Origin of the sequence: Streptomyces sp. BBFR51 (assembly GCF_044591655.1) — a bacterium.
Lineage (GTDB): Bacteria > Actinomycetota > Actinomycetes > Streptomycetales > Streptomycetaceae > Streptomyces.
Genome location: NZ_CP172448.1, coordinates 1,824,569 through 1,848,387, shown reverse-complemented (window position 1 = coordinate 1,848,387; position 23,819 = coordinate 1,824,569). Strand labels below are relative to the sequence as shown.

At 72.4% G+C, this 23,819-nt stretch carries 19 protein-coding genes; 9 read left to right on the top strand and 10 right to left on the bottom strand.

Going from position 1 to position 23,819, the window contains the following annotated elements; genetic code table 11:
- The first annotated feature begins 58 nt into the window (after positions 1–58).
- Positions 59–802 (top strand): LAXTG-anchored chaplin ChpC, encoded by a 744-nt coding sequence (gene chpC, locus ACGH7X_RS08330; RefSeq protein WP_399883131.1) that lies wholly within the window; start codon positions 59–61, stop codon positions 800–802.
- Between the two features lie 90 nt (positions 803–892).
- Here chpC and ACGH7X_RS08325 read toward each other — a convergent pair whose 3' ends face one another.
- Complete coding sequence (locus ACGH7X_RS08325) at positions 893–1,081, bottom strand: DUF5703 family protein (RefSeq protein ID WP_003977152.1); 189 nt, start codon at positions 1,079–1,081, stop codon at positions 893–895.
- Positions 1,082–1,128: 47 nt separating this feature from the next.
- Between ACGH7X_RS08325 and ACGH7X_RS08320 the strand changes: the two genes are divergently transcribed.
- Positions 1,129–1,866 (top strand): hypothetical protein, encoded by a 738-nt coding sequence (locus tag ACGH7X_RS08320; protein ID WP_399883129.1) that lies wholly within the window; start codon positions 1,129–1,131, stop codon positions 1,864–1,866.
- 778 nt (positions 1,867–2,644) lie between these two features.
- Here ACGH7X_RS08320 and ACGH7X_RS08315 read toward each other — a convergent pair.
- Positions 2,645–4,915, bottom strand: a complete 2,271-nt coding sequence (locus ACGH7X_RS08315; protein WP_399883127.1) for a helix-hairpin-helix domain-containing protein — start codon at positions 4,913–4,915, stop codon at positions 2,645–2,647.
- Positions 4,912–5,898, bottom strand: coding sequence for an aldo/keto reductase (locus tag ACGH7X_RS08310; protein WP_399883125.1), 987 nt, complete (start codon positions 5,896–5,898; stop codon positions 4,912–4,914). Before ACGH7X_RS08310 ends, ACGH7X_RS08315 begins: the two co-directional genes overlap by 4 nt.
- Positions 5,899–6,011: 113 nt before the next feature.
- On the opposite strand from ACGH7X_RS08310, the gene ACGH7X_RS08305 reads away from it, so the two are divergent.
- Entirely contained in the window at positions 6,012–7,067 is a 1,056-nt protein-coding gene (locus ACGH7X_RS08305; protein WP_399883123.1) for an LLM class F420-dependent oxidoreductase, read from the top strand.
- Positions 7,068–7,316: 249 nt separating this feature from the next.
- Entirely contained in the window at positions 7,317–8,105 is a 789-nt protein-coding gene (locus ACGH7X_RS08300; RefSeq protein WP_399883121.1) for a ferritin-like domain-containing protein, read from the top strand.
- Positions 8,106–8,130: 25 nt separating this feature from the next.
- Here the strand turns inward: ACGH7X_RS08300 and corA are convergent, their stop codons facing one another.
- Entirely contained in the window at positions 8,131–9,126 is a 996-nt protein-coding gene (corA, locus tag ACGH7X_RS08295) for a magnesium/cobalt transporter CorA (protein WP_399883119.1), read from the bottom strand.
- Positions 9,127–9,187: 61 nt separating this feature from the next.
- On the opposite strand from corA, the gene ACGH7X_RS08290 reads away from it, so the two are divergent.
- The 4 genes from ACGH7X_RS08290 (at position 9,188) to mshC (ending at position 12,714) form a co-directional block, all read left to right on the top strand.
- Complete coding sequence (locus ACGH7X_RS08290; RefSeq protein WP_399883117.1) at positions 9,188–9,874, top strand: histidine phosphatase family protein; 687 nt, start codon at positions 9,188–9,190, stop codon at positions 9,872–9,874.
- Positions 9,875–9,959: 85 nt separating this feature from the next.
- The gene (locus tag ACGH7X_RS08285) at positions 9,960–10,550 is read left to right on the top strand and encodes a DUF3090 domain-containing protein (protein ID WP_381585962.1); all 591 of its coding nucleotides are present in this window, start codon (positions 9,960–9,962) and stop codon (positions 10,548–10,550) included.
- A complete protein-coding gene (locus tag ACGH7X_RS08280; protein WP_399883115.1) occupies positions 10,514–11,344 on the top strand; it encodes an SCO1664 family protein in 831 nt (276 codons plus the stop codon). Before ACGH7X_RS08285 ends, ACGH7X_RS08280 begins: the two co-directional genes overlap by 37 nt.
- Positions 11,345–11,484: 140 nt before the next feature.
- Positions 11,485–12,714, top strand: a complete 1,230-nt coding sequence (mshC, locus tag ACGH7X_RS08275; protein WP_399883113.1) for a cysteine--1-D-myo-inosityl 2-amino-2-deoxy-alpha-D-glucopyranoside ligase — start codon at positions 11,485–11,487, stop codon at positions 12,712–12,714.
- Between the two features lie 62 nt (positions 12,715–12,776).
- Here mshC and parJ read toward each other — a convergent pair whose 3' ends face one another.
- The 6 genes from parJ to ACGH7X_RS08245 form a co-directional block, all read right to left on the bottom strand.
- On the bottom strand, positions 12,777–13,760 hold the full coding sequence (parJ, locus tag ACGH7X_RS08270; protein WP_399883111.1) for a filament polymerization regulator ParJ: 984 nt from the start codon (positions 13,758–13,760) through the stop codon (positions 12,777–12,779).
- 151 nt (positions 13,761–13,911) lie between these two features.
- Complete coding sequence (locus ACGH7X_RS08265) at positions 13,912–14,583, bottom strand: FadR/GntR family transcriptional regulator (protein ID WP_399883109.1); 672 nt, start codon at positions 14,581–14,583, stop codon at positions 13,912–13,914.
- Positions 14,584–14,757: 174 nt separating this feature from the next.
- Positions 14,758–16,374, bottom strand: a complete 1,617-nt coding sequence (locus ACGH7X_RS08260) for an FAD-dependent oxidoreductase (RefSeq protein WP_399883107.1) — start codon at positions 16,372–16,374, stop codon at positions 14,758–14,760.
- Between the two features lie 8 nt (positions 16,375–16,382).
- Positions 16,383–17,942, bottom strand: coding sequence for a glycerol kinase GlpK (glpK, locus tag ACGH7X_RS08255; RefSeq protein WP_399883105.1), 1,560 nt, complete (start codon positions 17,940–17,942; stop codon positions 16,383–16,385).
- 87 nt (positions 17,943–18,029) lie between these two features.
- Positions 18,030–18,824, bottom strand: a complete 795-nt coding sequence (locus ACGH7X_RS08250) for an MIP/aquaporin family protein (RefSeq protein WP_399883103.1) — start codon at positions 18,822–18,824, stop codon at positions 18,030–18,032.
- A gap of 332 nt (positions 18,825–19,156) precedes the next feature.
- Positions 19,157–19,921 carry an IclR family transcriptional regulator gene (locus tag ACGH7X_RS08245; RefSeq protein ID WP_399883101.1) on the bottom strand — a complete coding sequence of 255 codons (765 nt, stop codon included), beginning with the start codon at positions 19,919–19,921 and terminating at the stop codon, positions 19,157–19,159.
- Positions 19,922–20,300: 379 nt separating this feature from the next.
- On the opposite strand from ACGH7X_RS08245, the gene metH reads away from it, so the two are divergent.
- Entirely contained in the window at positions 20,301–23,813 is a 3,513-nt protein-coding gene (gene metH, locus ACGH7X_RS08240; RefSeq protein WP_399883099.1) for a methionine synthase, read from the top strand.
- The last annotated feature ends 6 nt before the right edge of the window (positions 23,814–23,819 follow it).

Sequence of the window (23,819 nt, the reverse complement as noted above, 5' to 3'; positions counted from 1 at the left end):
GCCGGAATTCCCGGCATGCTCGGTACCACGGGACCAGGACAAGGCAGGGATCCAGGAAATGCGACAGGTCACCCGCAAGGGCCTGATGACGATGGCGGCGGCCACCGGCGTGATCGCCGCCGCGGGCGGTACCGCCCACGCCGACTCGGGGGCGCACGGCTCGAGTTCGGGTTCGCCCGGCGTACTGTCCGGCAACACGGTGCAGGCTCCGGTCCACGTGCCGGTGAACGTCTGCGGCAACACGGTCGACGTCGTCGGCATCCTCAACCCGGCGATGGGCAACGCCTGCGCCAACCAGGGCGGCGGTGCCTCCGGCGGACACGGCGGACACGGCGGATACGGGGACTCCGGCGGCCGGGGAGGCTCGCACGGGGGCTCGCACGCCGGCGGTCACGCCTCGGACTCGCCGGGCGTCGCCTCCGGCAACCACGTCGAGGTGCCGATCGACGTGCCGGTGAACGTCTGCGGCAACAGCGTCGACATCGTCGGTGCCCTCAACCCGACCACCGGCAACGGCTGCGGCAACGGGGGCGGCGGGGATCACTCCACGCCGCCCGGCGACCACGAGACGCCGCCGGGGAATCCCGGCACCCCCGAGACCCCGGACGGCCCGGACGGCGGGACGCCGGAAGGCTCCTCGCCCGACAACCGGCCGGACGCCCAGACCGTCGCCCAGCCCCGTGGCGACGCCCGGCTCGCCGAGACCGGCAGCGAACTGCCGCTGGGCCTCGCCCTGCCGGTGGGCGCCGGCGCGCTGCTCGCGGGCACGGTGCTCTACCGCAAGGCGCGCGCCTCGGCGTGAGCCGGGCAGACCGGGACACGCAGCGGGCTCCGCACCGGCGGGGCCCGCTCCGTTTCCGTCTCCCGTGCCCGCCCCGGCCCGATCACCGGCTCACCAGGTGGCGCGCACCTGGCGGATGATCCGCCGCCGCAGACGCACCTTGCGGCTGCCGTCGCGCAGCAGGGTCAGGCGGTACAACTCCCAGTGTCCGTACTCGGCATGGTCCGTCAGCTGACGTGCCGCCTCCTTGCGGGTGACCCCGCGCGGTAGGTACACATCGACAAATTCGTATTCCGGCATCGAATCTATTGTGCGGGCTGGGGCCCGGTACGGATAGCGTCTGCACTATGTCTGATGCTGCGCAGCCCACCGCTGCCGATGTACGCGCCGCCGCCGAGGCGGTCAAGACCGCGCTCGACCGCCACCTTGCCGCGGTCGAACGCCGGTCGGGAGAGGACGACCCGGCCGTCTACGACGCGTTCAACGAGCTGGCCGCGGCCGCGGAGGCGTACGACGAACTGCTCTACGACCGGTACGACGAGGTCACTCCCTTCGAGATCCCCGGCGCCGACGACACGTTGCCGCCGTACACGGGCCCCGAGGAGCCCAGCGCGCTGAGCGTCCTGATCCGCCGTGACTACGCGGTGGCCGAACCGCAGCGGCTGATGGCCCAGGCGCGGCGGGTCGAGGAGGCGGACGAGGAGGGGCCGGGCGCGGAGGCCTCGGGCACGGTGCACGGCGCGCTCGGCCTCCTCTTCGGCGAGTTCGAGCCGGACGAGATCGCCTCCCGGCACAAGGAGTTCGGGCTGGAGGAGGGCGACTCCACGCTCTGGGTGACGGCCGCGGACGAGACCGCCGACCCGGGCGAGTGGCTGGAGGCCCCGTTCGAACAGGTCGACCCGCAGCGGGTCGTCTGCCGCTTCGACGTCAGCGCGGTCTTCGACGAGGAGTTCGACGACGGCATCGATGACGACGACGAGGGCAGCGACGGCGACATGGCTGAGCTGGACGAGGACCTCGACACGGACCTGGACACGGAATTGGACACGGACGGCGAGCCGACACGGCTGGAGGCGGATCGCTGACCAGCGGCCCTCCACGTCCCGCCGGTCGCCCGGCAGGACGTGGGGCCCAGGCATGACAGCGGCGCTCCCGGGGATGCCCCGGCGACCGCCGCAGCCGCCGTCCCGGCCCGGGACGACCGGGCTGGGCCGGCCGACAGGGCGGCCAGGCGGGGGTGCCCGGGCTCTGCCGTCCACCTGGGCGGCCTGCGGTGCGAGGAGTTTCGGCAGCCGGTCGGCGAAGACCTTGACGTCGGCCTCGGCCTTGGCATGGGGGACGGTGCTGTGCTGGGCCCGCCGGGAATGGCCGGGCCGAGCGGTCGGGCGAGGGCGCCTGGGGTCAGTCCGTCACTGGGGCGGCCTGCGGTGCGAGGAGTTTCGGCAGCCGGTCGGCGAAGGCCTTGACGTCGGCCTCGGCCTTGGCATGGGGGACGGTGCTGTGCTGGGTCCGCCGGGAATGGCCGGGCCGAGCGGTCGGGCGAGGGCGCCTGGGGTCAGTCCGTCACCGGGGCGGCCTGCGGTGCGAGCAGTTCCGGCAGCCGGTCGGCCAAGACCTTGACGTCGGCCTCGGCGTGGGGCGGTGCCCCGCCGGGTCTGCCCGGGGCGACCGGGCCGGGCGACGGGACGGGGGGTGCCCGAGGTTAGCCGGCTGCCGGGGCGGCCTGCGGTGCGAGCAGCGCCGGCAGAAGGCCGGCCAGGGCCTCGGCGTCGGCCCCGGCTCGGGGGTGGTGGCCCGGCAGGCATGTCGAGCCGCACGGGACGATCGGGCCGGGCGACAGGTGCGGGGCGCGGGTGCCCGGGGTCAGTCCGTTGCCGGGATGTGGGGTGCGAGCAGCGCTGGTAGGCGGGTTGTCCGGGGCTTGGCCGGGGTCTCGGCCACGGCGTGGGGGAGTGCCTGTTCGACGCCGTGGACCACGGACAGATGCCGGGCGGCGCGGCCGAAGGCCGTGTAGACCCAGGGGCGGCTGAGGGCCTGCGCGGCATCGCCGGGCAGGACCACGACCACCGCGGGCCACCGGCCGCCCAGCGCCTGGTGGGCGGTGAGCGCCCATCCGTGCCGTACGGTCCGCTCCACCTGGTCCCTGGGGACGACCACCGCCCCGTCGGCGCACGACAGGTGCAGGCCGTCGGCGTCGGCGTCCACCACCAGGCCCGGCAGCGTACGGCCCGGCGCGGGGGAGTGGACGACCCGGTCGCCGGGGTCGAAGCCGCCGAAGCGGCCGGGGCCAGGGTTCAGGCGTTCCTTGAGTGCCGCGTTGAGTGCTCGCGTGCCCGCGGCGCCGCCGTGGCCCGGCGTGATCACCTGGGTCTCCTCGGCGGGGACGCCGATCGCGCGCGGCACCGAGTCCGCGACGAGCTGGACGGTGCGGTGCACGGCCTCGCCCGGGTCCCGCACCGGCACGATCACGACCTCCTTGCCGGGGGCCTCCACCTGGCCCAGCTCGCCGATGCCGACGCCGGAGACCAGTTCGCCGAGCGGGCCCGGGTCCGGACGCCGCGAGGCGATCTGGGGACAGGCCCGCGCCGCCAGCAGATCCGCGAAGACCCGGCCGGGGCCCACGGACCAGAGCACCGCCGGGTCCCCGGCCAGCACCAGCCGGGCCCCGTCGGGCAGCGACTCCGCCAGCAGGGCGCCCGCCTCGACGTCGAGCTGCGGCGCGTCGAGCACGACGAGCAGATCGAGGTCCAGCGCACCGTCGGCGTCCCGTCCGGGCCCCTCGGCCCCCGTCAGCAGCTCGGCCACGGTGACGGCGGCGGGAGTGCCCGGGACGGAGCCCTCGGGAACCGTCGCCCCAGAGGGGGACGGCTCGGGCGAGACGTCGCCCAGCAGGGTGGCGAAGCGGTCGCGGCCGAGCGGGCCGGGCGCGGCGGCCCAGCAACGCAGCCCCAGGGCGTGCGCGGCGTGCAGCAGGGCGGCGGGCTCGGCCAGGGCCGCCTCGCCGCCGGTGTGCAGGACCAGCCCGTGGGCCGCGACGGCACGGATCAGGTCGGCCGCGGAACCCGGTGCGGAGGCGGCGGCCTGCTCCCAGTCCGCGGCGGAACCGTCCTGCTTCGGTGCCGAGTTGACCAGCCGCGCCAGACCGTCGGCGAGGCTTTCCTCGGCGAGCGCATACCGCTCCAGACCGATCAGCACCCGGACCGGACGCTGCTCGCCCTCCTCGTCCGTGCCCTCGTCGGCGCCCGCCGTCTTCTCCGGACGGGCGCCGGTCTCCTCCAGGGCGTCCTGGAAGGCCAGCGCCTCGCCCTCGGCGAGCGTGCTCTGCACGGCGGCCTCGGGATCCGGCACGCCCCGCTGCGCCAGCGTGGCCGTGAGCCGCGGCAGCTCCAGCGCGGTGTGCCCGGCCAGGGCCGCCTGCTCCAGAAGCCACACGGTGACGGCGCGGCCGCGACGCTCGTCGTCCGGGCCGCACTCCGCGCCGAGCAGCGCGCGGGCGAACCCGTCCGCCTGCTCCGGCCGCACCCCGCTAACCCGGAGCAGCTGCCAGGGGTCCGCGCGCAACGCGTCCTCCGCGCCCTCGCCGAGGAGCGCGGCGGTCTGCGGCGCGAGCGTCTCGGGCGCGCCGCCCTCGGCCAGCACGCGCCGCACGGTCTGCACGGCCTCCGGCGCGGGGCCCGAGGGCGTGGCCGTCGGCACGACGGGCGCCGGCCGGGGCTGTCGTACCGGCTCCGGGGCGGGCCGGCGCGCGGGCTCGGGGGCGCCGAAGACCGCCGCCGCCGGCTTCTCGCCGCTCTCCACGGCCCGTACCGCGGCGAGCAGATCGGCCGCCGTGCCGCTGAGCTTGCCCCCGGCCTCGACCGGCCCCTGCTTCTCGGCCTTGCGCCGCTCGATCCGCTCCCGCTCCAGCCGCTGGGCGGCCAGCTCGGCCTCGACCTCGGACACCTGCGCGGCAGCCCCGGCCCCGGCCTCACCGGCCTCACCGCCCGGCTCCCCGGCGACCGCCTCGCCCCCGGCGGACTCGTGCGGGTGAACGGCGACGTCCGGTGTGGACGTGTCCGACGTGCCCGGGCGCTCCGGCCCGGTGTCCACGGTGTCCGTGGCGTCCTCGGCGGCGGGCTCGGGCTCCGTGCTCACAGCGTGCTCCAGTCGTGATCGGGATAGCGGTGCACGGGCGCCGACACATCGTCGAGCGCCCGGCAGATCTCGTCAGGAAGACTAAGGGTCTCCACTGACAACGCCGCCGTGAGCTGCTGCGCGTTGCGCGGGCCGATGATCGGGGCGACCACCCCGGGCCGGTCGCGGACCCAGGCCAGGGCCACCTGGAGCGGGGTCACCGCCAGCCCGTCCGCCGCCGTCGCGACCGCGTCCACGATGTGCCCGGCCGTCTCGTCGAGGTAGGGCTCGACGAACGGCGCCAGATGGTCCGAGGCGCCCCTCGAGTCCGGCGGCGTCGCGTCCTTGCGGTACTTGCCCGTGAGCACCCCGCGGCCCAGCGGCGAGGACGGCAGCAGACCGACACCCAGGTCCAGCGCGGCCGGCAGGACCTCCCGCTCGACACCCCGTTGGAGCAGCGAGTACTCCATCTGGGTGCTCGCCACCCGGTTCCGGGCGCCCGGCGCCGCCAGCTGCCAGGTCGCCGCCTTGGCCAGCTGCCAGCCGCAGAAGTTGGAGACCCCCGCGTAACGGGCCCGGCCGCTGCTCACCGCCACGTCGAGGGCGTGCAGCGTCTCCTCCAGCGGCGTGTGGGGGTCGAAGGCGTGCAGGTGCCACACGTCGACGTGGTCGGTGCCCAGGCGGGCGAGGGAGGCGTCCAGCGCGGACAGCAGATGGGCCCGCGACCCGTCGAAGCGGCGGTCGGGGTCCGGCACGCTGCCGGCCTTGGTCGAGATCACCAGGTCCCGGCGCGGCACCAGGCCCTCCATGAGCCGCCCGAGCAGATACTCGGACTCCCCGTCGCCGTACACGTCCGCCGTGTCGACGAGGGTCCCGCCCGCTTCCCAGAAGGTCTTCAAGAGGTCCGCGGCGTCATGCTCGTCGGTGTCCCGGCCCCAGGTCAGGGTGCCAAGACCGATGCGGGACACGCGCAGGCCCGTGCGGCCGAGATGCCTCTGCTCCATGAACGCCGACATTACTGGCCACGGCTTGCGCTGTGGGGGCCTGTGGACAACCGATTTCCGCGCGCTAAGGTCGTGGCACCAGCCACGTTACTGATCGGTAAGGGGAATCGGCCATGCAGCTCGGTATCAACCTCGGCTACTGGGGTGCCGGAATGGACGCGGACAATCTGGCCGTGGCCCAGGAGGCCGACCGGCTCGGATACGCCGTGTGCTGGGCCGCCGAGGCCTACGGGTCGGACGCGGCCACCGTGCTGACCTGGGTCGCCGCCCAGACCGAACGCATCGACGTCGGCTCGGCCATCTTCCAGATCCCGGCCCGTCAGCCGGCGATGACCGCGATGACGGCCGCCACCCTGGACTCCCTCTCCCAGGGCCGCTTCCGCCTCGGCCTCGGCGTCTCGGGACCGCAGGTCTCCGAGGGCTGGTACGGCGTCAAGTTCGACAAGCCCCTCGCCCGCACCCGCGAGTACGTCGAGATCGTCCGCAAGGCGATGACCCGGGAACGGCTCTCCTACGAGGGGCAGCACTGGACGCTGCCGCTGCCCGGCGGCCCCGGCAAGCCGATCAAGCTGACCGTGCACCCGCAGCGCGAGCACATCCCGCTGTACATCGCGGCGATCGGCCCGAAGAACCTGGAGCAGACCGGCGAGATCGCCGACGGCGCCCTGCTCATCTTCCCCTCCGCCGACCACCTGGAGGAGACCGCCGTCAAGCACCTGCGCGCCGGGCGCAAGAAGGCCGGCAGGACCCTCGACGGGTTCGACATCTGCCCGACCGTGCCGCTCGCCCTGGGCGACGACAAGGACGTCACCACGCTCGCCGACACCTTCCGCCCCTACACCGCGCTCTACGTCGGCGGCATGGGCAGCCGCAAGCAGAACTTCTACAACCAGCTCGCCCAGCGCATGGGTTACGAGCGCGAGGCCGCCGAGATCCAGGACAAGTACCTCTCCGGCGACAAGCAGGGCGCCGCCGATGCCGTACCGCACGAGCTGATCGACCAGACGACGCTGCTCGGCTCCGTCGACCGCGTCGCGGACCGGATGAAGGCCTACGCCGCGGCCGGCGTCACCACCCTGACCCTCGCCCCCGCGGGCTTCACCCTGGACGAGCGACTCGCCGCCCTCCGCGCCGGCACCGAGGCCCTGGAACGCGCCGGACTGGGCTAGGGACCCGGCCGACGGCACAGGGAAGTTTCTGCGGCCGTGGTGGGGGCTCGGGGGTCTTCCCCGCCACGGCCGTCACGAGGAACAACGCGCCCACGCGCGCGGGGTTACGCCTCCTGGTGCTCCCGCCGTCCTTCTTCTGGCGGAGTTGTCCGCCGCACCTGTTGCCCCGCCCCCTCTCCCGCACTTGACTCGTCCTTTGCGGAGTGTGCGGAACCCGCGGAACCACGCTGCGGCAGAGAGGTGCCACCGATGCTGTCGGCCAAGAGCCTTTTCCAGGAGATCGTCGACGACGACGAGTCCTTCCGTCTCTTCTGCTCCATCGCGGCCAGCGGCGAGTCCCAGGGCGGCTGGGAGAACGCCCGCATCGCCGCGCTGGTGCCCGAGAGCGAGCGCGCCCTCGCCCCCAAGATCACCCGGCACGGCGCGGACGAGGACAAGCACGGCCGGATCTTCAACGCCCTGCTCAAGAAGCGCGGCCTCGAACCCGTCGAGGTGCCGGCCGAGACCGACTACACGATGCTCCTCGAGCGGCACGGCATCGGCCTCGCCCACGAGAAGCTCAAGGCCGACCAGCCCCTCACCGTGCGGGACGTCATCACCTACCTCGCGCACAGCAGGGTCACCGAGCAGCGCGCGGCCGAGCAGATGGCGATGCTCCTCAAGCACTTCGCGGACCATCCGGACCTGGGCCGCGCGGTCCGGATGATCTCCGCCGACGAGGACAACCACCTCGCCTACTCCCACGAGGAACTGCTGCGCTACGCCGACGCAGGACACGGCCCGTACATCCGGGCGACGCTGCGCGAGTGCGCGCTCGCCGAGATCCGCGTCCACCGGGACGTCAGCCTCGCCGTGATGGCCCGCATGGGGCGTCTCCTCGGCTGGTCGCGCGCCAGGTCGGCGCTGCTCGCGGCGGGCATCCACGCGACGTACGCCGGGGAACGGCTGGCGGGCTGGCGTCGCATGGTGACGCTGCGGACGCCCGAACGGCGCGACGCGCTCGGCGGAGCCGGAGCCGCGGCCCCCGAAATCGCCTGACGCACCAGGCCCCCGCCGCCGGCCCCTACAGCCAGCCCCGGCGCTTGAACTGCCGGAACAGCAGCACCTCCAGCACGGCCATCAGCGCGATCACCGCCGGGTAGCCCCACAGCCAGTGCAGCTCCGGCATGTGGTCGAAGTTCATGCCGTAGATCCCCGCGAGCATCGTGGGCACGGCCGCCATGGCCGCCCACGCGGAGATCTTCCGCATGTCGTCGTTCTGCCGGACGCTCGTCTGCGCCAGATGCGCCGACAGGATGTCCGAGACCAGCCGGTCCAGGCCCTCCACCGACTCGTTCACGCGTGTGAGGTGGTCGCTCACGTCGCGGAAGAACGGCCGCGCCCTGTCGTTCACGAACCGCACTCCGCCGCCGTACCCCCCGGTCCCGGCCAGCCGGGCCAGCGGCGGCGCCAGTGGACCGGTCGCCCGGCGGAACTCCAGCACCTGCCGCTTGAAGGTGTAGATCCGGGACGCGGTGTGCCGGGTGCCGCCGCCGTCCGGCGAGAACACCTCGGCCTCCAGCTCCTCCAGGTCGGTCTGGAGCTCGACCGCCACGTCCAGGTAGTGGTCGACGGTGGCGTCCGCGATCGCGTACAGCACGGCGGTGGGACCCTTGCCGAGCAGTTCGGGCTCGTGCTCCAGGCGCTGTCGTACGGCCTTCAGCGGTGAGCCCTCGCCGTGCCGGACGACGACCACGAACGCGTCACCGAGGAAGATCATGAGTTCGCCGGTGGAGACGGCGTCGCTGTCCGGCTCGTACACCACCGGCTTGAGGACGGCGAAGATCGAGTCGTCGTACACCTCCAGCTTGGGCCGCTGGTGCGCTTTGAGGGCGTCCTCCACCGCCAGCGGGTGCAGCCCGAACTCCTGGCTGACCAGCTCGAACTCGGCCTCGGCCGGCTCGTGCAGCCCGATCCAGACGAATCCGCCCGCCGCCCGCGCCTCGTCGAGCGCGTCGGAGAAGTCCTCGGGCCCGTCCGTGCGGTGCCCGTCGCGGTAGATGGCACAGTCGACGATCACCGAACGCATTCTCCCCTCGCCTCGGCGCCCCCGCACAGCGCCGTACGCCTACCCTGGCCGCATGCCCACGCTGATCCTGGTTAGGCACGGACGTTCCACCGCCAACACCGAGGGGCTGCTCGCCGGCTGGACGCCCGGCGTCGCCCTCGACGAGCGCGGCGCCGCACAGGCCGCCGCGCTGCCCGGGCGGCTCGCCGGCCTACCGCTCTCCGAGATCGTCACCAGCCCCCTGCAGCGCTGCCAGGAGACCCTCCGGCCGCTGCTCGACGCCCGGCCCGAGCTGCGGGCGCACACCGACGAACGGATCGGGGAGTGCCACTACGGCGACTGGTCCGGCCGCAAGCTCGCCGAACTCAAGGACGAGCCCCTGATGGAGGTGGTGCAGGCGCACCCCTCCGCCGCGGCCTTCCCCGGCGGCGAGTCGATGCGCGCGATGCAGACCCGCGCCGCCGAGGCGGTACGCGAGTGGAACGCGCGCGTGGAGCGCGACCACGGGGCCGACGCCGTCTACCTCATGTGCTCCCACGGCGACATCATCAAGTCCCTCGTGGCCGAGGCACTGGGCCTGCATCTCGACCTCTTCCAGCGGGTCTCCGTCGAGCCCTGCTCCGTCACCGCGATCCGTTACACCCGGTTGCGCCCGTTCCTCGTCCGCCTCGGCGACACCGGTGACTTCGCGTCCCTGGCCCCGCGGGAGGAGCCGCCCGCCGACCAAGCGCCGGTCGGGGGTGGTGCGGGCGCACCGTGATCGTCCGCCGCAGTAGGGTGAACCGGTCGCGGCAGTGCCCCCGATCCCGATCTTCCGCTTTCCCCGACTTCCATGGAGACAGGACGTGTCCCGTCAGGTGTTCCTCTACGACCAACCGGAACGTTTTGTGGCCGGTACGGTCGGGCTTCCCGGGCGCCGTACGTTCTTCCTCCAGGCCACCGCAGGCTCCCGGGTGACCAGCGTGGCCCTGGAGAAGACCCAGGTGGCCGCTCTCGCCGAGCGCATGGACGAGCTTCTGGACGAAGTCGTACGGCGCAGCGGCGGCAGCACCGTCGTCCCCGCCACGGCACCCACCGGGCCCGCCGACACGGCGCCGCTGGACACCCCCGTGGAGGAGGAGTTCAGGGTCGGCACCATGGCGCTGGCCTGGGACGGCGAGGACCAGCGCATGATCGTCGAGGCGCAGGCCCTCGTCGAGCTGGACGCCGAGTCCGAGGAGGACCTGGCGGAGGCCGAGGAGAAGCTCCTCCAGGACGAGGAGAACGGCCCCCCGATGCTGCGGGTCCGCCTCACCGGCGCGCAGGCCAGGGCCTTCGCCAAGCGTGCCCTCGACGTCGTCAACGCCGGGCGGCCGCCGTGCCCGCTGTGCAGCCTCCCGCTCGACCCGGAAGGACACGTATGTCCGCGCCAGAACGGATACCGCCGCGGAGCGTGACCACCGACGCGGCGGCGGCCGAGTTGCTCGCACTGGGCGAGCTGAGCGTGCGCGGACGCATCCGTGACGCGTCCAACGCGGCCCTGTACTGCACGGTGACCCACGAGGGGCGCGAGGCGGCCTGCGTCTACAAGCCGGTCGCCGGGGAGCGGCCGCTGTGGGACTTCCCCGACGGCACCCTCGCCCAGCGCGAGGTCGCCGCCTACGAGGTGTCCGAGGCGACCGGCTGGGGCCTGGTCCCGCCCACCGTGCTGCGCGACGGGCCGTACGGCGAGGGCATGGTCCAGCTGTGGATCGAGACCGTGCCGGAAACGGAACTGCTCGCCCTGGTCGACGAGGAGGAACCGGGCGCCGGCTGGAAGGCGATCGCCCTCGCCGAGGTGGGCGAGGGCCGCACCGCCCTGCTCGTGCACGCCGACGACGAGCGGCTGCGTCGGCTCGCCGTCCTCGACGCCGTGATCAACAACGCCGACCGCAAGGGCGGCCACCTGCTGCCCGCGGACGGGGAGCGCCTGTACGGCATCGACCACGGGGTCACCTTCAACACCGAGAACAAGCTGCGCACCCTCCTGTGGGGCTGGGCGGGCGACCCGCTCACCGGGGAGGCCCTGGCGGTCCTCGACGCCCTCAGGACGGCCCTGAAGGACGGCGGGCCCCTGGCGGTCCGGCTCGGCGCACTCATCACGCCCGCCGAACTCGACGCCACGCGCGCGCGGGTCGACGCCCTGCTGAGCTCCGGGAAGCACCCCGAACCGAGCGGCGAGTGGCCGGCCATTCCCTGGCCGCCCCTCTAACCGCCCTGCCCCTCTAACCGCCCCGCCGCCCGGCCCGCCTCCGATCAGCACGGCGGGCCGCTTCCGCGCAAGAGCGCCTTACCGGCCATCCGGCCCGGTCCGGTTCGTGTACGGAACATCCGTCCGGTTAGGCTCATGACATGCATGCCTGGCCCGCTTCCGAGGTCCCCGCCCTGCCTGGTCAGGGTCGCGACCTGAGGATCCACGACACCGCGACCGGCGGCCCGGTCTCCCTCGACCCCGGTCCCGTCGCCCGTATCTATGTCTGCGGCATCACGCCGTACGACGCCACCCATATGGGGCACGCGGCGACCTACAACGCGTTCGACCTCGTGCAGCGCGTGTGGCTCGACACCAAGCGCCAGGTCCACTACGTCCAGAACGTCACCGACGTCGACGACCCGCTCCTGGAGCGGGCCGTGCGCGACGGCGTCGACTGGACCGCCCTGGCCGAGCAGGAGACCGCCCTCTTCCGCGAGGACATGACGGCGCTGCGGATGCTGCCGCCGCGGCACTACATAGGCGCCGTCGAGGCCATACCCGGCATCGTCCCGCTCGTCGAGCGGCTGCGCGACGCCGGCGCCGCCTACGAACTCGAGGGCGACACCTACTTCTCCGTCGAGGCGGACCCCCACTTCGGCGGCGTCTCGCACCTCGACGCCACGGCGATGCGGCTGCTCTCCGCCGAGCGGGGCGGCGACCCCGACAGGCCCGGCAAGAAGAACCCCCTCGACCCGATGCTGTGGATGGCCGCCCGCGAGGGCGAACCCAGCTGGGACGGCGGCTCCCTCGGCCGCGGGCGCCCCGGCTGGCACATCGAGTGCGTGGCCATCGCCCTCGACCACCTCGGCATGGGCTTCGACGTCCAGGGCGGCGGCTCCGACCTCGCCTTCCCGCACCACGAGATGGGCGCCTCGCACGCCCAGGCGCTCACCGGCGAGTTCCCCATGGCCAAGGCGTACGTCCACGCCGGCATGGTCGGTCTCGACGGCGAGAAGATGTCCAAGTCCAAGGGCAACCTGGTCTTCGTGTCGCAGCTGCGCCGCGAGGGTGTCGACCCGGCCGCCATCCGGCTCACGCTGCTCGCCCACCACTACCGCTCCGACTGGGAGTGGACCGACCAGGTGCTTGAGGACGCCCTCGCCCGGCTGGAGCGCTGGCGCGCCGCCGTCTCCCGGCCCGACGGCCCGTCCGCCGAGGCGCTCGTCGAGGAGATCCGCGAGGCCCTCGCCGACGACCTGGACTCCCCGGCCGCACTCGACGCCGTCGACCGCTGGGCCGCACGCCAGCAGGAGAGCGGCGGCACGGACATCGGCGCACCGGGCGTCGTCTCCCGCACGGTGGACGCGCTGCTGGGCGTGGCGCTGTAAGAGGGCGCGCAGACGAAGACAGGGGGCGCTTCCCGCCGGGAAGCGCCCCCTGTCTCGTTGGTTCAGTCCTCCGACGACTCCTCGTCGTCCCCGCTGGGCTTCGGCGGCCTCGGCGGGCGGGTCCGGCCACTCGGGTTGTCCCGCAGGAACGGCGTGCCGGACGGCCCGTCGCCGCCGTCCGCCGTGGCGTGTCCGCCCGGCCCGGAGCCGTCCCGGCGCCGCAGATACCGCTCGAACTCGCGGGCGATCGCCTCTCCCGAGGCCTCCGGCAGCTCCGCGGTGTCCCGGGCCTCCTCCAGCGACTGGACGTACTCGGCGACCTCGGTGTCCTCGGCGGCCAGCTGGTCCACCCCCACCTGCCAGGCACGCGCGTCCTCGGGCAGCTCACCCAGCGGGACACGCACCCCGATCAGGTCCTCCAGCCGGTTCAGCAGGGCCAGCGTGGCCTTCGGGTTCGGCGGCTGCGACACGTAGTGCGGCACCGCGGCCCACAGGGACACGGCCGGTACGCCCGCGTGCGTGCACGCCTCCTGGAGGATGCCGACGATGCCCGTGGGCCCCTCGTACTTGGTCTCCTCCAGGTCCATGCGCCGGGCCAGGTCGGCGTCCGACGTGGTCCCGCTGATCGGGACCGGACGGGTGTGCGGAGTGTCGCCCAGCAGAGCGCCCAGGACGACCACCAGCTCGACCCCCAGCTCGTGGGCGAAGCCGAGCAGCTCGTTGCAGAACGAGCGCCAGCGCATGGACGGTTCGATGCCACGGACGAGGACGAGGTCGCGCGGTTTGTCGCCGCCGACCCGGACCACCGACAGCCTGGTCGTCGGCCAGGTGATCTTGCGGACGCCGTCCTCCATGAACACCGTGGGACGGTTGACCTGGAAGTCGTAGTAGTCCTCGGCGTCCAGCGCCGCGAACACCTCGCCCTTCCACTCCTTGTCGAGATGCGCGACCGCGGTGGAGGCGGCGTCACCGGCATCGTTCCAGCCCTCGAACGCGGCCACCATGACCGGGTCGACCAGCTCGGGAACCCCCTCGAGCTCGATCACCCAGCGCCTCCTTCCGACGTGCCCTCGCGTACCCCCCAACCTTACGGCGTGCCGAGGGGCCGCCCGCAGCCCCCTTGCACGGGGATGCACGGATCACTGCCCCGTCCCCGGCGTCCGGACACCCGCCGCCGGTGCCGGATCGGCGGCCGGATCAGAGGGTGGAACGCAGCCACTGCTCCACGGACGCGATGTGCACCGTCGCCCAGGAACGCGCCGCCTCCGCGTCCCGGTCGCGCAGCGCGGCGAGGATCGCCCGGTGCTCGCGCAGGGTCCGGCCGACCGCGTCCTCCTGGGTCAGCCCGCGCCAGACCCGGGCCCGCGTGGTCGGACCGGACAGACCGTCCAGGAGCGAGCAGAGCACCGAGTTGCCCGCGGCCCCCACGATGCCCCGGTGGAACTCCAGGTCGCCCGCGACCAGCTCCTCCACCGACGGTTCGGCACCGAGCACCGCCAACCCGGTCTCCAGCGCGTCCAGTTCCGCGTCGGTGATCCGGGCGGCCGCCATCGCGGTCGCCGCCGGCTCCAGGATGCGGCGCACGGCCAGGAACTCCAGCACCGTGTCGTCGCGGTGGAAGTCGACGACGAAGCCGATGGCCTCGAGGAGCAGTTGCGGATCCAGACTGGTGACGTACGTGCCGTCGCCCTGCCGCACGTCCAGGATCCGGATCAGCGACAGGGCCCGCACGGCCTCGCGCAGCGAGTTGCGGGAGAGCCCGAGCCCGGCGGCGAGCTCGCTCTCCCTGGGCAGCCGGTCGCCGGGCCGCAGCGCGCCGGAGACGATCATGCCCTTGATCTTCTCGATCGCCTCGTCGGTGACCGCCACGGCCGACCTCCCTGTGCTTCACAACGCTCGTGCTTCACGACGCGACCGTGCTTCACGACGCGGCCGAGACATCCGATGTCTCACGACATTATGCGGGTCGCGCCACACCGAACACACGCGGCGGGCGGCGGCTCCATCGGCGTGGAGCCGCCGCCCGCCCGGGCCGGGCCGGGCCTACTTCTTGTCGAGCACGTCCTGGACCTGCGCGCGGACGTCGTCCGTGGCCAGGCCGCGGATCGTCAGCGTCGTACGCCGGCGCAGCACGTCGTCGGCCGTCTCGGCCCACTCGTTGTCCCTGGCCCACACGACCTGCGCCCAGATCTCCGGGGCGTCCGGGTGGACGCGCTGGGCCAGTGCCGGGCTCTCGTTCGCGAGCCGGGCGATGTCGAAGGCCAGCGAGCCGTAGTGCGTGGCCAGGTGCCTGGCGGTGTCCGCCGCCATGCGCGGGCCGGGCGCCGGCCCGTCCACCAGCAGCCGGTGGGCCACCGCGCGCGGGTTGGCGACGCCGGGCAGCGGCAGCTTCTTCGGCAGCGACGCGATCGGCTCGAAGTCGTCGCCCAGCGGGTGGCCCGGCAGCGCCTCCAGCTTCTTCATGACGGTGCGGCCGATGTGGCGGAAGGTCGTCCACTTGCCGCCCGCGACGGAGAGCATGCCGCCCCGGCCCTCGGTGACGACCGTCTCGCGCTTGGCCTTGGAGGTGTCACCGGGGCCGCCCGGCAGCACACGCAGACCCGCGAAGGAGTACGTGATCAGGTCCCGGTCGAGCTGCTGGTCGCGGATGGAGAACGCGGCCTCGTCGAGGATCTGCGCTATGTCCTTCTCGCCCACCGCGACGTCCGCGGGGTCGCCCTCGAACTCCTCGTCGGTCGTGCCGAGCAGCAGCATGTCCTCCCAGGGGAGGGCGAAGGTGATCCGGTACTTGTCGATCGGCGTGGCCAGCGCCGCCTTCCAGGGCGCGGTGCGCTTGAGCACCAGGTGCGCGCCCTTCGACAGGCGGATGGACGGAGCCGCGTCCGGGTTCTCCATGCGACGCAGGTGGTCGACCCAGGGACCGGTGGCGTTGAGCACCAGCCGGGCGTTCACCCCGAACTCGTCGCCGCTCAGCCGGTCCTTCAGTTCGGCACCGGTCACCCGGCCCTTCGTGAAGCGCAGGCCGGTGACCTCGGCGTGGTTGAGGACGACCGCACCGGAGTCGACCGCCGCGCGCACCGTCATCAGGGCCATGCGGGCGTCGTTCATCTGGTCGTCGCCGTACACGGCCACGGCCTTGAGGTTGTCGGTGCGCAGCTCCGGCACGTCCTGCGCGGCCTTGGCCGGGGAGAGCAGGTGACCGACGCCGTCGCCGAAGGCGGAGAGCGCCGAGTACGCGAAGACACCGGCCCCCAGCTTCGCCGCGCCGTGCGGCCCGCCCTTGTACACGGGGAGGTAGAAGGTGAGCGGGTTCGCCAGGTGGGGGGCCACCTGGCGGGAGACCGCACGGCGCTCGAAGTGGTTCTCCGCCACCAGCTTCACCGCGCCGGTCTGCAGGTAGCGCAGCCCGCCGTGGAGGAGCTTGGAGGAGGCGGAGGAGGTGGCGCCGGCGAAGTCGCCGGCGTCGACCACGGCCACCCTGAGGCCGGACTGCGCGGCGTGCCAGGCGGTGGAGATGCCCAGGATGCCGCCGCCGATCACGAGAAGGTCGTACGACGCCTTGGAGAGCTGCTCCCGGGTCTCGGCCCGGCTCGGGTTCGAGCCGGAGGCCGGGTGCGTACCCAGGGCAGGTACGGACTGCAGGGTGGACTGAGTGGTCATGGTGGTTCTTACTCCTCGTCCTCGAGCCAGCCCATGGTCCGCTCGACGGCCTTGAGCCAGCTCTTGTACTCACGGTCGCGGATGTCCGCGTCCATGCGGGGGGTCCACTCGGCGGCCCGCCGCCAGTTGGCGCGCAGGTCGTCGGTGCTGTTCCAGAAGCCGACGGCCAGGCCGGCGGCGTAGGCGGCGCCGAGACAGGTGGTCTCCGCGACCATCGGGCGCACCACGGGGGCGTCCACGAAGTCGGCGAGCGTCTGCATCAGCAGGTTGTTGGAGGTCATGCCGCCGTCGACCTTGAGGGCGGTCAGCTCCACGCCGGAGTCCTTCGTCATGGCGTCCGCGATCTCCCGCGTCTGCCAGGCGGTGGCCTCCAGGACGGCGCGCGCGAGGTGCGCCTTGGTGACGTACCGGGTCAGGCCGGCGATCACACCGCGGGCGTCGGAGCGCCAGTACGGGGCGAACAGGCCGGAGAAGGCCGGCACGAAGTAGGCGCCGCCGTTGTCCTCGACCGTCAGGGCGAGGGTCTCGATCTCGGCGGCGGTGGAGATCAGGCCCATCTGGTCCCGCATCCACTGCACCAGCGAGCCGGTGACGGCGATCGAGCCCTCGAGGGCGTAGACCGTGTCCTGGTCGCCGATCTTGTAGCCGACCGTGGTCAGCAGGCCCGAGTAGGAGTTGATCAGCTTGTCACCGGTGTTCATCACCATGAAGGTGCCGGTGCCGTAGGTCGACTTGGTCTCGCCCTCGGAGAAGCAGGTCTGGCCGAACAGGGCCGCCTGCTGGTCGCCGAGCGCGGAGGCGACCGGGATGCCGCCGAGCAGCTCGCCGAGGCGGCCGCCCGTGATCTCGCCGTACACCTCGGCGGAGGAGCGGATCTCCGGGAGCATCTGCATCGGCACGCCGATCGACTCGGCGATCTTCTCGTCCCACGCCATGGTGTGCAGGTTCATCAGCATGGTGCGCGAGGCGTTGGTGACGTCGGTGACGTGCTTGCCGCCGTTCACCCCGCCCGTCAGGTTCCAGATGACCCAGCTGTCCATGGTGCCGAAGAGCAGGTCGCCCGCCTCGGCGCGCTCGCGCACACCGTCGACGTTGTCGAGCAGCCAGCGGGCCTTGGGACCGGCGAAGTAGGAGGCGAGGGGAAGGCCGGTCTCGCGGCGGAAGCGGTCCTGGCCGACGTTGCGGCCGAGCTCGCGGCACAGGGCGTCGGTGCGCGTGTCCTGCCAGACGATGGCGTTGTGGACGGGCTCACCGGTGTTCTTGTCCCAGACCAGCGTGGTCTCGCGCTGGTTGGTGATGCCGATGGCCTTGATGTCGTCGCGGGTGATGCCGGCCTTCTCGACGGCTCCGGCGACGACCTCCTGGACGTTGGTCCAGATCTCGGTGGCGTCGTGTTCGACCCAGCCCGGCTTGGGGAAGATCTGCTCGTGCTCCTTCTGGTCGACGGAGACGATGCGCCCGTCGCGGTCGAAGACGATGCAGCGAGAGGAGGTCGTGCCCTGGTCGATCGCGGCGATGAACGGCCCGTGGCCGTGGGAGGCGATGCCGGTGGTGTGGGCGTCGGTCACTGTGTGCTCCTGGGATTCCTTGGTGTGGTGGGCCGGTGCGTACGGCTCGTGTTCTGCGGCTCGATCATGACCCGGGCGCAGGCCCGGTCAGGCGAACGCGAGGTTGTAGACACCTCCGGCGATCGCACCGCCGATCAGCGGACCGACGACCGGGATCCAGGCGTAGGACCAGTCGGAACCGCCCTTGTTGGGCAGGGGCAGCAGGGCGTGCACGATGCGCGGGCCGAGGTCGCGGACCGGGTTGATCGCGTACCCCGTCGGACCGCCGAGCGACAGACCGATGGACACCACCACGAACCCGGTGATCAGAGCGCCCAGGGCGCCGAGGCCGTTGCCCTCGTCGTTCAGCCCCTGGGTGAGGATCGCGAGCAGCAGGACGAAGGTGCCGATGATCTCGGTGGCGAGGTTCTGGACCGTGTGCCGGATCTCGGGGCCGGTGGAGAAGACGCCCAGGACGGGGCCGGCGCCCTTCTCCTGCGCCTCCACGGACTTGGCCGTCGTGTCCTGTGCGCCAGGACCGCCGACGATCTCGCGGTCGGTGAGGTGCGCCTGGAACTGGCCGTAGTAGGCGATCCAGACCAGGACCGCGCCGATCATGGCGCCGAGTATCTGGCCCGCGAAATAGGTCGGGACGTTGTTCCAGTCGCCGTCCTTGATCGCGATGCCGACCGTCACGGCCGGGTTGAGGTGGGCACCGGAGAGCGGGCCCGATATGTACGCGGCCGTCATGACGGCGAAGCCCCACCCGAGGGCGATGGCGACCCAGCCGGCGTTGCGCGCCTTGGAGGCCTTGAGTGTGACGGCGGCACACACGCCGCCGCCGAGCAGGATGAGCAGGGCGGTACCGATGGTCTCGCCGATGAAGATGTCGGAGCTGGACACCCGCGACTCCTTTGTCCTTCGTCCAGGGGAAGCCGAACCCCCGGGTCCCTCCGGGTGTTCCGGCGCCCTCGGTATGAGAGCGATGGCGGCCCTTGGCACTGTCACACTCTAACGCGTATTGCCGGTAGGTGTTCGACAATGCCGACCGATGGACGCGAGTCTCGTTCGACGTCACGCGTGCGTCAAGAGCTGTGTTATCGAAAGCACGATCGTTATTGATCGTCGTGGGCTATCGATCTTCGGTGCGCGGGTCGTCCCGGCCGGGAGAACGCCGAGGGCCGGAACGCGCTCGGCGTCCCGGCCCTCGGCTACCCCGCTCGTACCCGCGTGCCCTAGAACCGTCCGGCGCCCAGGTCCCGCGACACCGCGCGGGCGCAGTCCCGTACCGCCGCGACCAGCTCGGGCCGCAGCTCGCCGTCCCGGCACAGCCGCTCCACGGCCCCGGTGATGCCGACCGCGCCGACCGGCATGCGTCTGCGGTCGTGGATGGGGGCGGCGATGGAGGCGACGCCCTCCCAGGTCTCCTCGACGTCGGCCGCGTACCCACGCGCGCGCGTGATGTCCAGGATGTGCTCGAACCGGTCCGGCTCGCAGACGGTCCGGTCCGTGTACGCCTTGCGGTCGGCCTCCACGGCCTCGCTGTGCGCGACCGGGTCGTACGCCGACAGCACCTTGCCCAGCGCCGTGGAGTGCAGCGGCTGCATGGCACCGATCTCCAGGACCTGCCGGCTGTCGTCGGGCCGGAAGACGTGGTGCACGATCAGGACGCCCTGCTGGTGCAGGACGCCGAGGTGGACGCTCTCCCCGCTGGAGCGGGCCAGGTCGTCCGTCCACACCAGCGCGCGTGCCCGCAGCTCGTGCACGTCGAGGTACGTCGTGCCCAGACGCAGCAGCTCCGCACCCAGCTGGTAGCGCCCGGAGGCGTCGTCCTGCTCGACGAAGCCCTCGTGCTGGAGGGTGCGCAGGATGCCGTGCGCGGTGCCTTTGGCCAGACCCAGCGACGAGGCGATGTCCGACAGGCCGAGCCGCCGCTCGCCGCCCGCCAGCAGGCGCAGCATCGCTGCCGCCCGCTCGAGCGACTGGATGTTCCGTGCCATCGACGTACTGCCTCCGTCCCCTTCGACTGCCGACCTCGGCGTCGCTGACGTCGTTCGGCAATGCCGAACACTACCGGTCCATGGCGACCTCCCGCCAATGGTCGGCGGGCAACTGTTGCACTTCGGCCAAGTCCCGGTGACCGCGGCCACCCTCCGCGGGCGGGCCGGGAACGAGGCACGCCACCCTCACGGGTGGAGGGGAGGGCTCCTCCGTTCGGCGGGTATTCGCCCCGCCATACTCGTCCGTCTCGTGGACGCCCCGACCATCGGCCCCCGGTCCCGGCTACCCTGGCGGCGTGCGTTCTCCCCGGGGCGTCCACAGCGGACGGTGCCGGGCAGAGGCAAAGCCGACAGCCGTCGCATCCTAGGGAGCCCTTTCATGGCCTCGTCGCCATCCACCCCGCCCGCCGACACCCGGACCCGTGTGTCCGCCCTCCGAGAGGCCCTCGCCACCCGCGTGGTGGTCGCCGACGGCGCGATGGGCACCATGCTCCAGGCGCAGAACCCCACGCTGGAGGACTTCCAGCAGCTGGAGGGGTGCAACGAGGTCCTGAACCTGACCCGCCCCGACATCGTCCGCTCGGTGCACGAGGAGTACTTCGCGGCCGGCGTCGACTGCGTCGAGACCAACACCTTCGGCGCCAACCACTCCGCCCTCGGCGAGTACGACATCCCCGAGCGCGTCCACGAGCTGTCCGAGGCCGGCGCACGCGTCGCCCGCGAGGTCGCCGACGAGTTCGGCGCCCGGGACGGCCGGCAGCGCTGGGTGCTGGGCTCCATGGGCCCCGGCACCAAACTCCCCACGCTCGGTCACGCCCCGTACACCATCCTGCGCGACGCCTACCAGCGCAACGCCGAGGGCCTGGTCGCGGGCGGCGCCGACGCGCTGCTGGTGGAGACCACGCAGGACCTGCTCCAGACCAAGGCCTCCGTGCTCGGCGCCCGGCGCGCCCTGGAGGCACTGGGCCTGGACCTGCCGGTCGTCGTCTCCGTCACCGTCGAGACCACCGGCACCATGCTGCTGGGCTCGGAGATCGGCGCCGCGCTCACCGCGCTGGAACCGCTCGGCATCGACATGATCGGCCTGAACTGCGCCACCGGCCCGGCCGAGATGAGCGAGCACCTGCGCTACCTCGCCCGCCACTCCCGCGTCCCGCTGTCCTGCATGCCCAACGCCGGTCTGCCCGTCCTCGGCAAGGACGGCGCCCACTACCCGCTGACCGCACCCGAGCTGGCCGACGCGCAGGAGACCTTCGTCCGCGAGTACGGCCTGTCCCTGATCGGCGGCTGCTGCGGCACCACCCCCGAGCACCTGCGCCAGGTCGTCGAGCGGGTCCGGGGCACCGCCCCCACCGAGCGGCAGCCGCAGCCCGAGCCCGGCGCCGCCTCGCTGTACCAGACCGTGCCCTTCCGCCAGGACACCTCCTACCTGGCCATCGGCGAGCGGACCAACGCCAACGGCTCGAAGAAGTTCCGCGAGGCCATGCTGGACGCCCGCTGGGACGACTGCGTGGAGATGGCCCGCGACCAGATCCGCGAGGGCGCGCACATGCTCGACCTGTGCGTGGACTACGTCGGCCGGGACGGCGTCGCCGACATGGAGGAACTGGCCGGACGCTTCGCCACCGCCTCGACGCTGCCGATCGTGCTGGACTCCACCGAGGTCGACGTCATCCGGGCCGGCCTGGAGAAGCTCGGCGGCCGCGCCGTGATCAACTCGGTGAACTACGAGGACGGCGCCGGCCCCGAGTCCCGGTTCGCCCGCGTCACGAAGCTGGCGCGGGAGCACGGCGCCGCGCTGATCGCGCTGACCATCGACGAGGTGGGCCAGGCCCGCACCGCCGAGAAGAAGGTCGAGATCGCCGAACGGCTGATCGACGACCTCACCGGCAACTGGGGCATCCACGAGTCGGACATCCTCGTCGACTGTCTGACCTTCACCATCTGCACCGGCCAGGAGGAGTCCCGCGGGGACGGCGTGGCCACCATCGAGGGCATCCGCGAGCTGAAGAAGCGGCACCCGGACGTGCAGACCACCCTGGGCCTGTCGAACATCTCCTTCGGCCTCAACCCGGCCGCCCGCATCCTGCTGAACTCCGTCTTCCTGGACGAGTGCGTCAAGGCCGGCCTGGACTCGGCGATCGTGCACGCGAGCAAGATCCTGCCGATCGCCCGCTTCGACGACGAGCAGGTCACCACCGCCCTCGACCTGATCTACGACCGCCGCCGTGAGGGCTACGACCCGCTGCAGAAGCTGATGGCCCTCTTCGAGGGCGCCACCGCCAAGTCGCTGCGGGCGTCCAAGACCGAGGAACTGGCCGCCCTGCCCCTGGACGAGCGGCTCAAGCGCCGCATCATCGACGGCGAGAAGAACGGCCTCGAGCAGGACCTGGACGAGGCCCTCCAGGAGCGACCGGCCCTCGACATCGTCAACGAGACCCTGCTCGACGGCATGAAGGTCGTCGGCGAACTGTTCGGCTCCGGCCAGATGCAGCTGCCGTTCGTGCTCCAGTCCGCCGAGGTCATGAAGACCGCGGTGGCCCACCTGGAACCGCACATGGAGAAGACCGACGACGACGGCAAGGGCACCATCGTGCTCGCCACCGTCCGCGGCGACGTCCACGACATCGGCAAGAACCTCGTCGACATCATCCTGTCCAACAACGGCTACAACGTCGTCAACCTCGGCATCAAGCAGCCGGTCTCCGCGATCCTGGAGGCCGCCGACGAGCACCGGGCCGACGTCATCGGCATGTCCGGCCTCCTGGTCAAGTCCACCCTGATCATGAAGGAGAACCTGGAGGAGCTCAACCAGCGCAAGCTGGCCGCCGACTACCCCGTCATCCTCGGCGGCGCGGCCCTCACCAGGGCCTACGTCGAGCAGGACCTGCACGAGATCTACGACGGCGAGGTCCGCTACGCCCGCGACGCCTTCGAGGGCCTGCGCCTCATGGACGCCCTGATCGGCATCAAGCGGGGCGTGCCCGGCGCGAAGCTGCCCGAGCTGAAGCAGCGCCGGGTGCGGGCCGCCACCGTCGAGATCGACGAGCGGCCCGAGGAGGGGCACGTCCGCTCCGACGTCGCCACCGACAACCCCCTCCCCGAGCCGCCCTTCAGGGGCACCCGCGTCGTCAAGGGCATCCAGCTCAAGGAGTACGCGTCCTGGCTGGACGAGGGCGCCCTCTTCAAGGGCCAGTGGGGCCTCAAGCAGGCCCGCACCGGCGACGGGCCGTCCTACGAGGAACTGGTCGAGTCCGAGGGCCGGCCGCGGCTGCGCGGCCTGCTCGACCGGCTCCAGACGGACAACCTGCTGGAGGCGGCCGTGGTCTACGGCTACTTCCCCTGCGTCTCCAAGGACGACGACCTGATCGTCCTCGACGACGACGGCAACGAGCGCACCCGGTTCACCTTCCCCCGCCAGCGACGCGGCCGGCGCCTGTGCCTGGCCGACTTCTTCCGCCCGGAGGAGTCCGGCGAGATCGACGTCGTCGGCTTCCAGGTCGTCACCGTCGGCTCCCGGATCGGCGAGGAGACGGCCCGGATGTTCGAGGCCAACGCCTACCGGGACTACCTCGAACTGCACGGCCTGTCCGTGCAGCTGGCCGAGGCCCTCGCCGAGTACTGGCACGCGCGCGTGCGCTCCGAACTCGGGTTCGCGGGGGAGGACCCGGCCCAGATGGAGGACATGTTCGCCCTGAAGTACCGGGGCGCCCGCTTCTCCCTCGGCTACGGCGCCTGCCCCGACCTGGAGGACCGCGCGAAGATCGCCGCCCTGCTCGAGCCGGAGCGCATCGGCGTCCACCTGTCGGAGGAGTTCCAGCTCCACCCCGAACAGTCCACCGACGCCATCGTCATCCACCACCCGGAGGCGAAGTACTTCAACGCCCGCTAGGCCCTG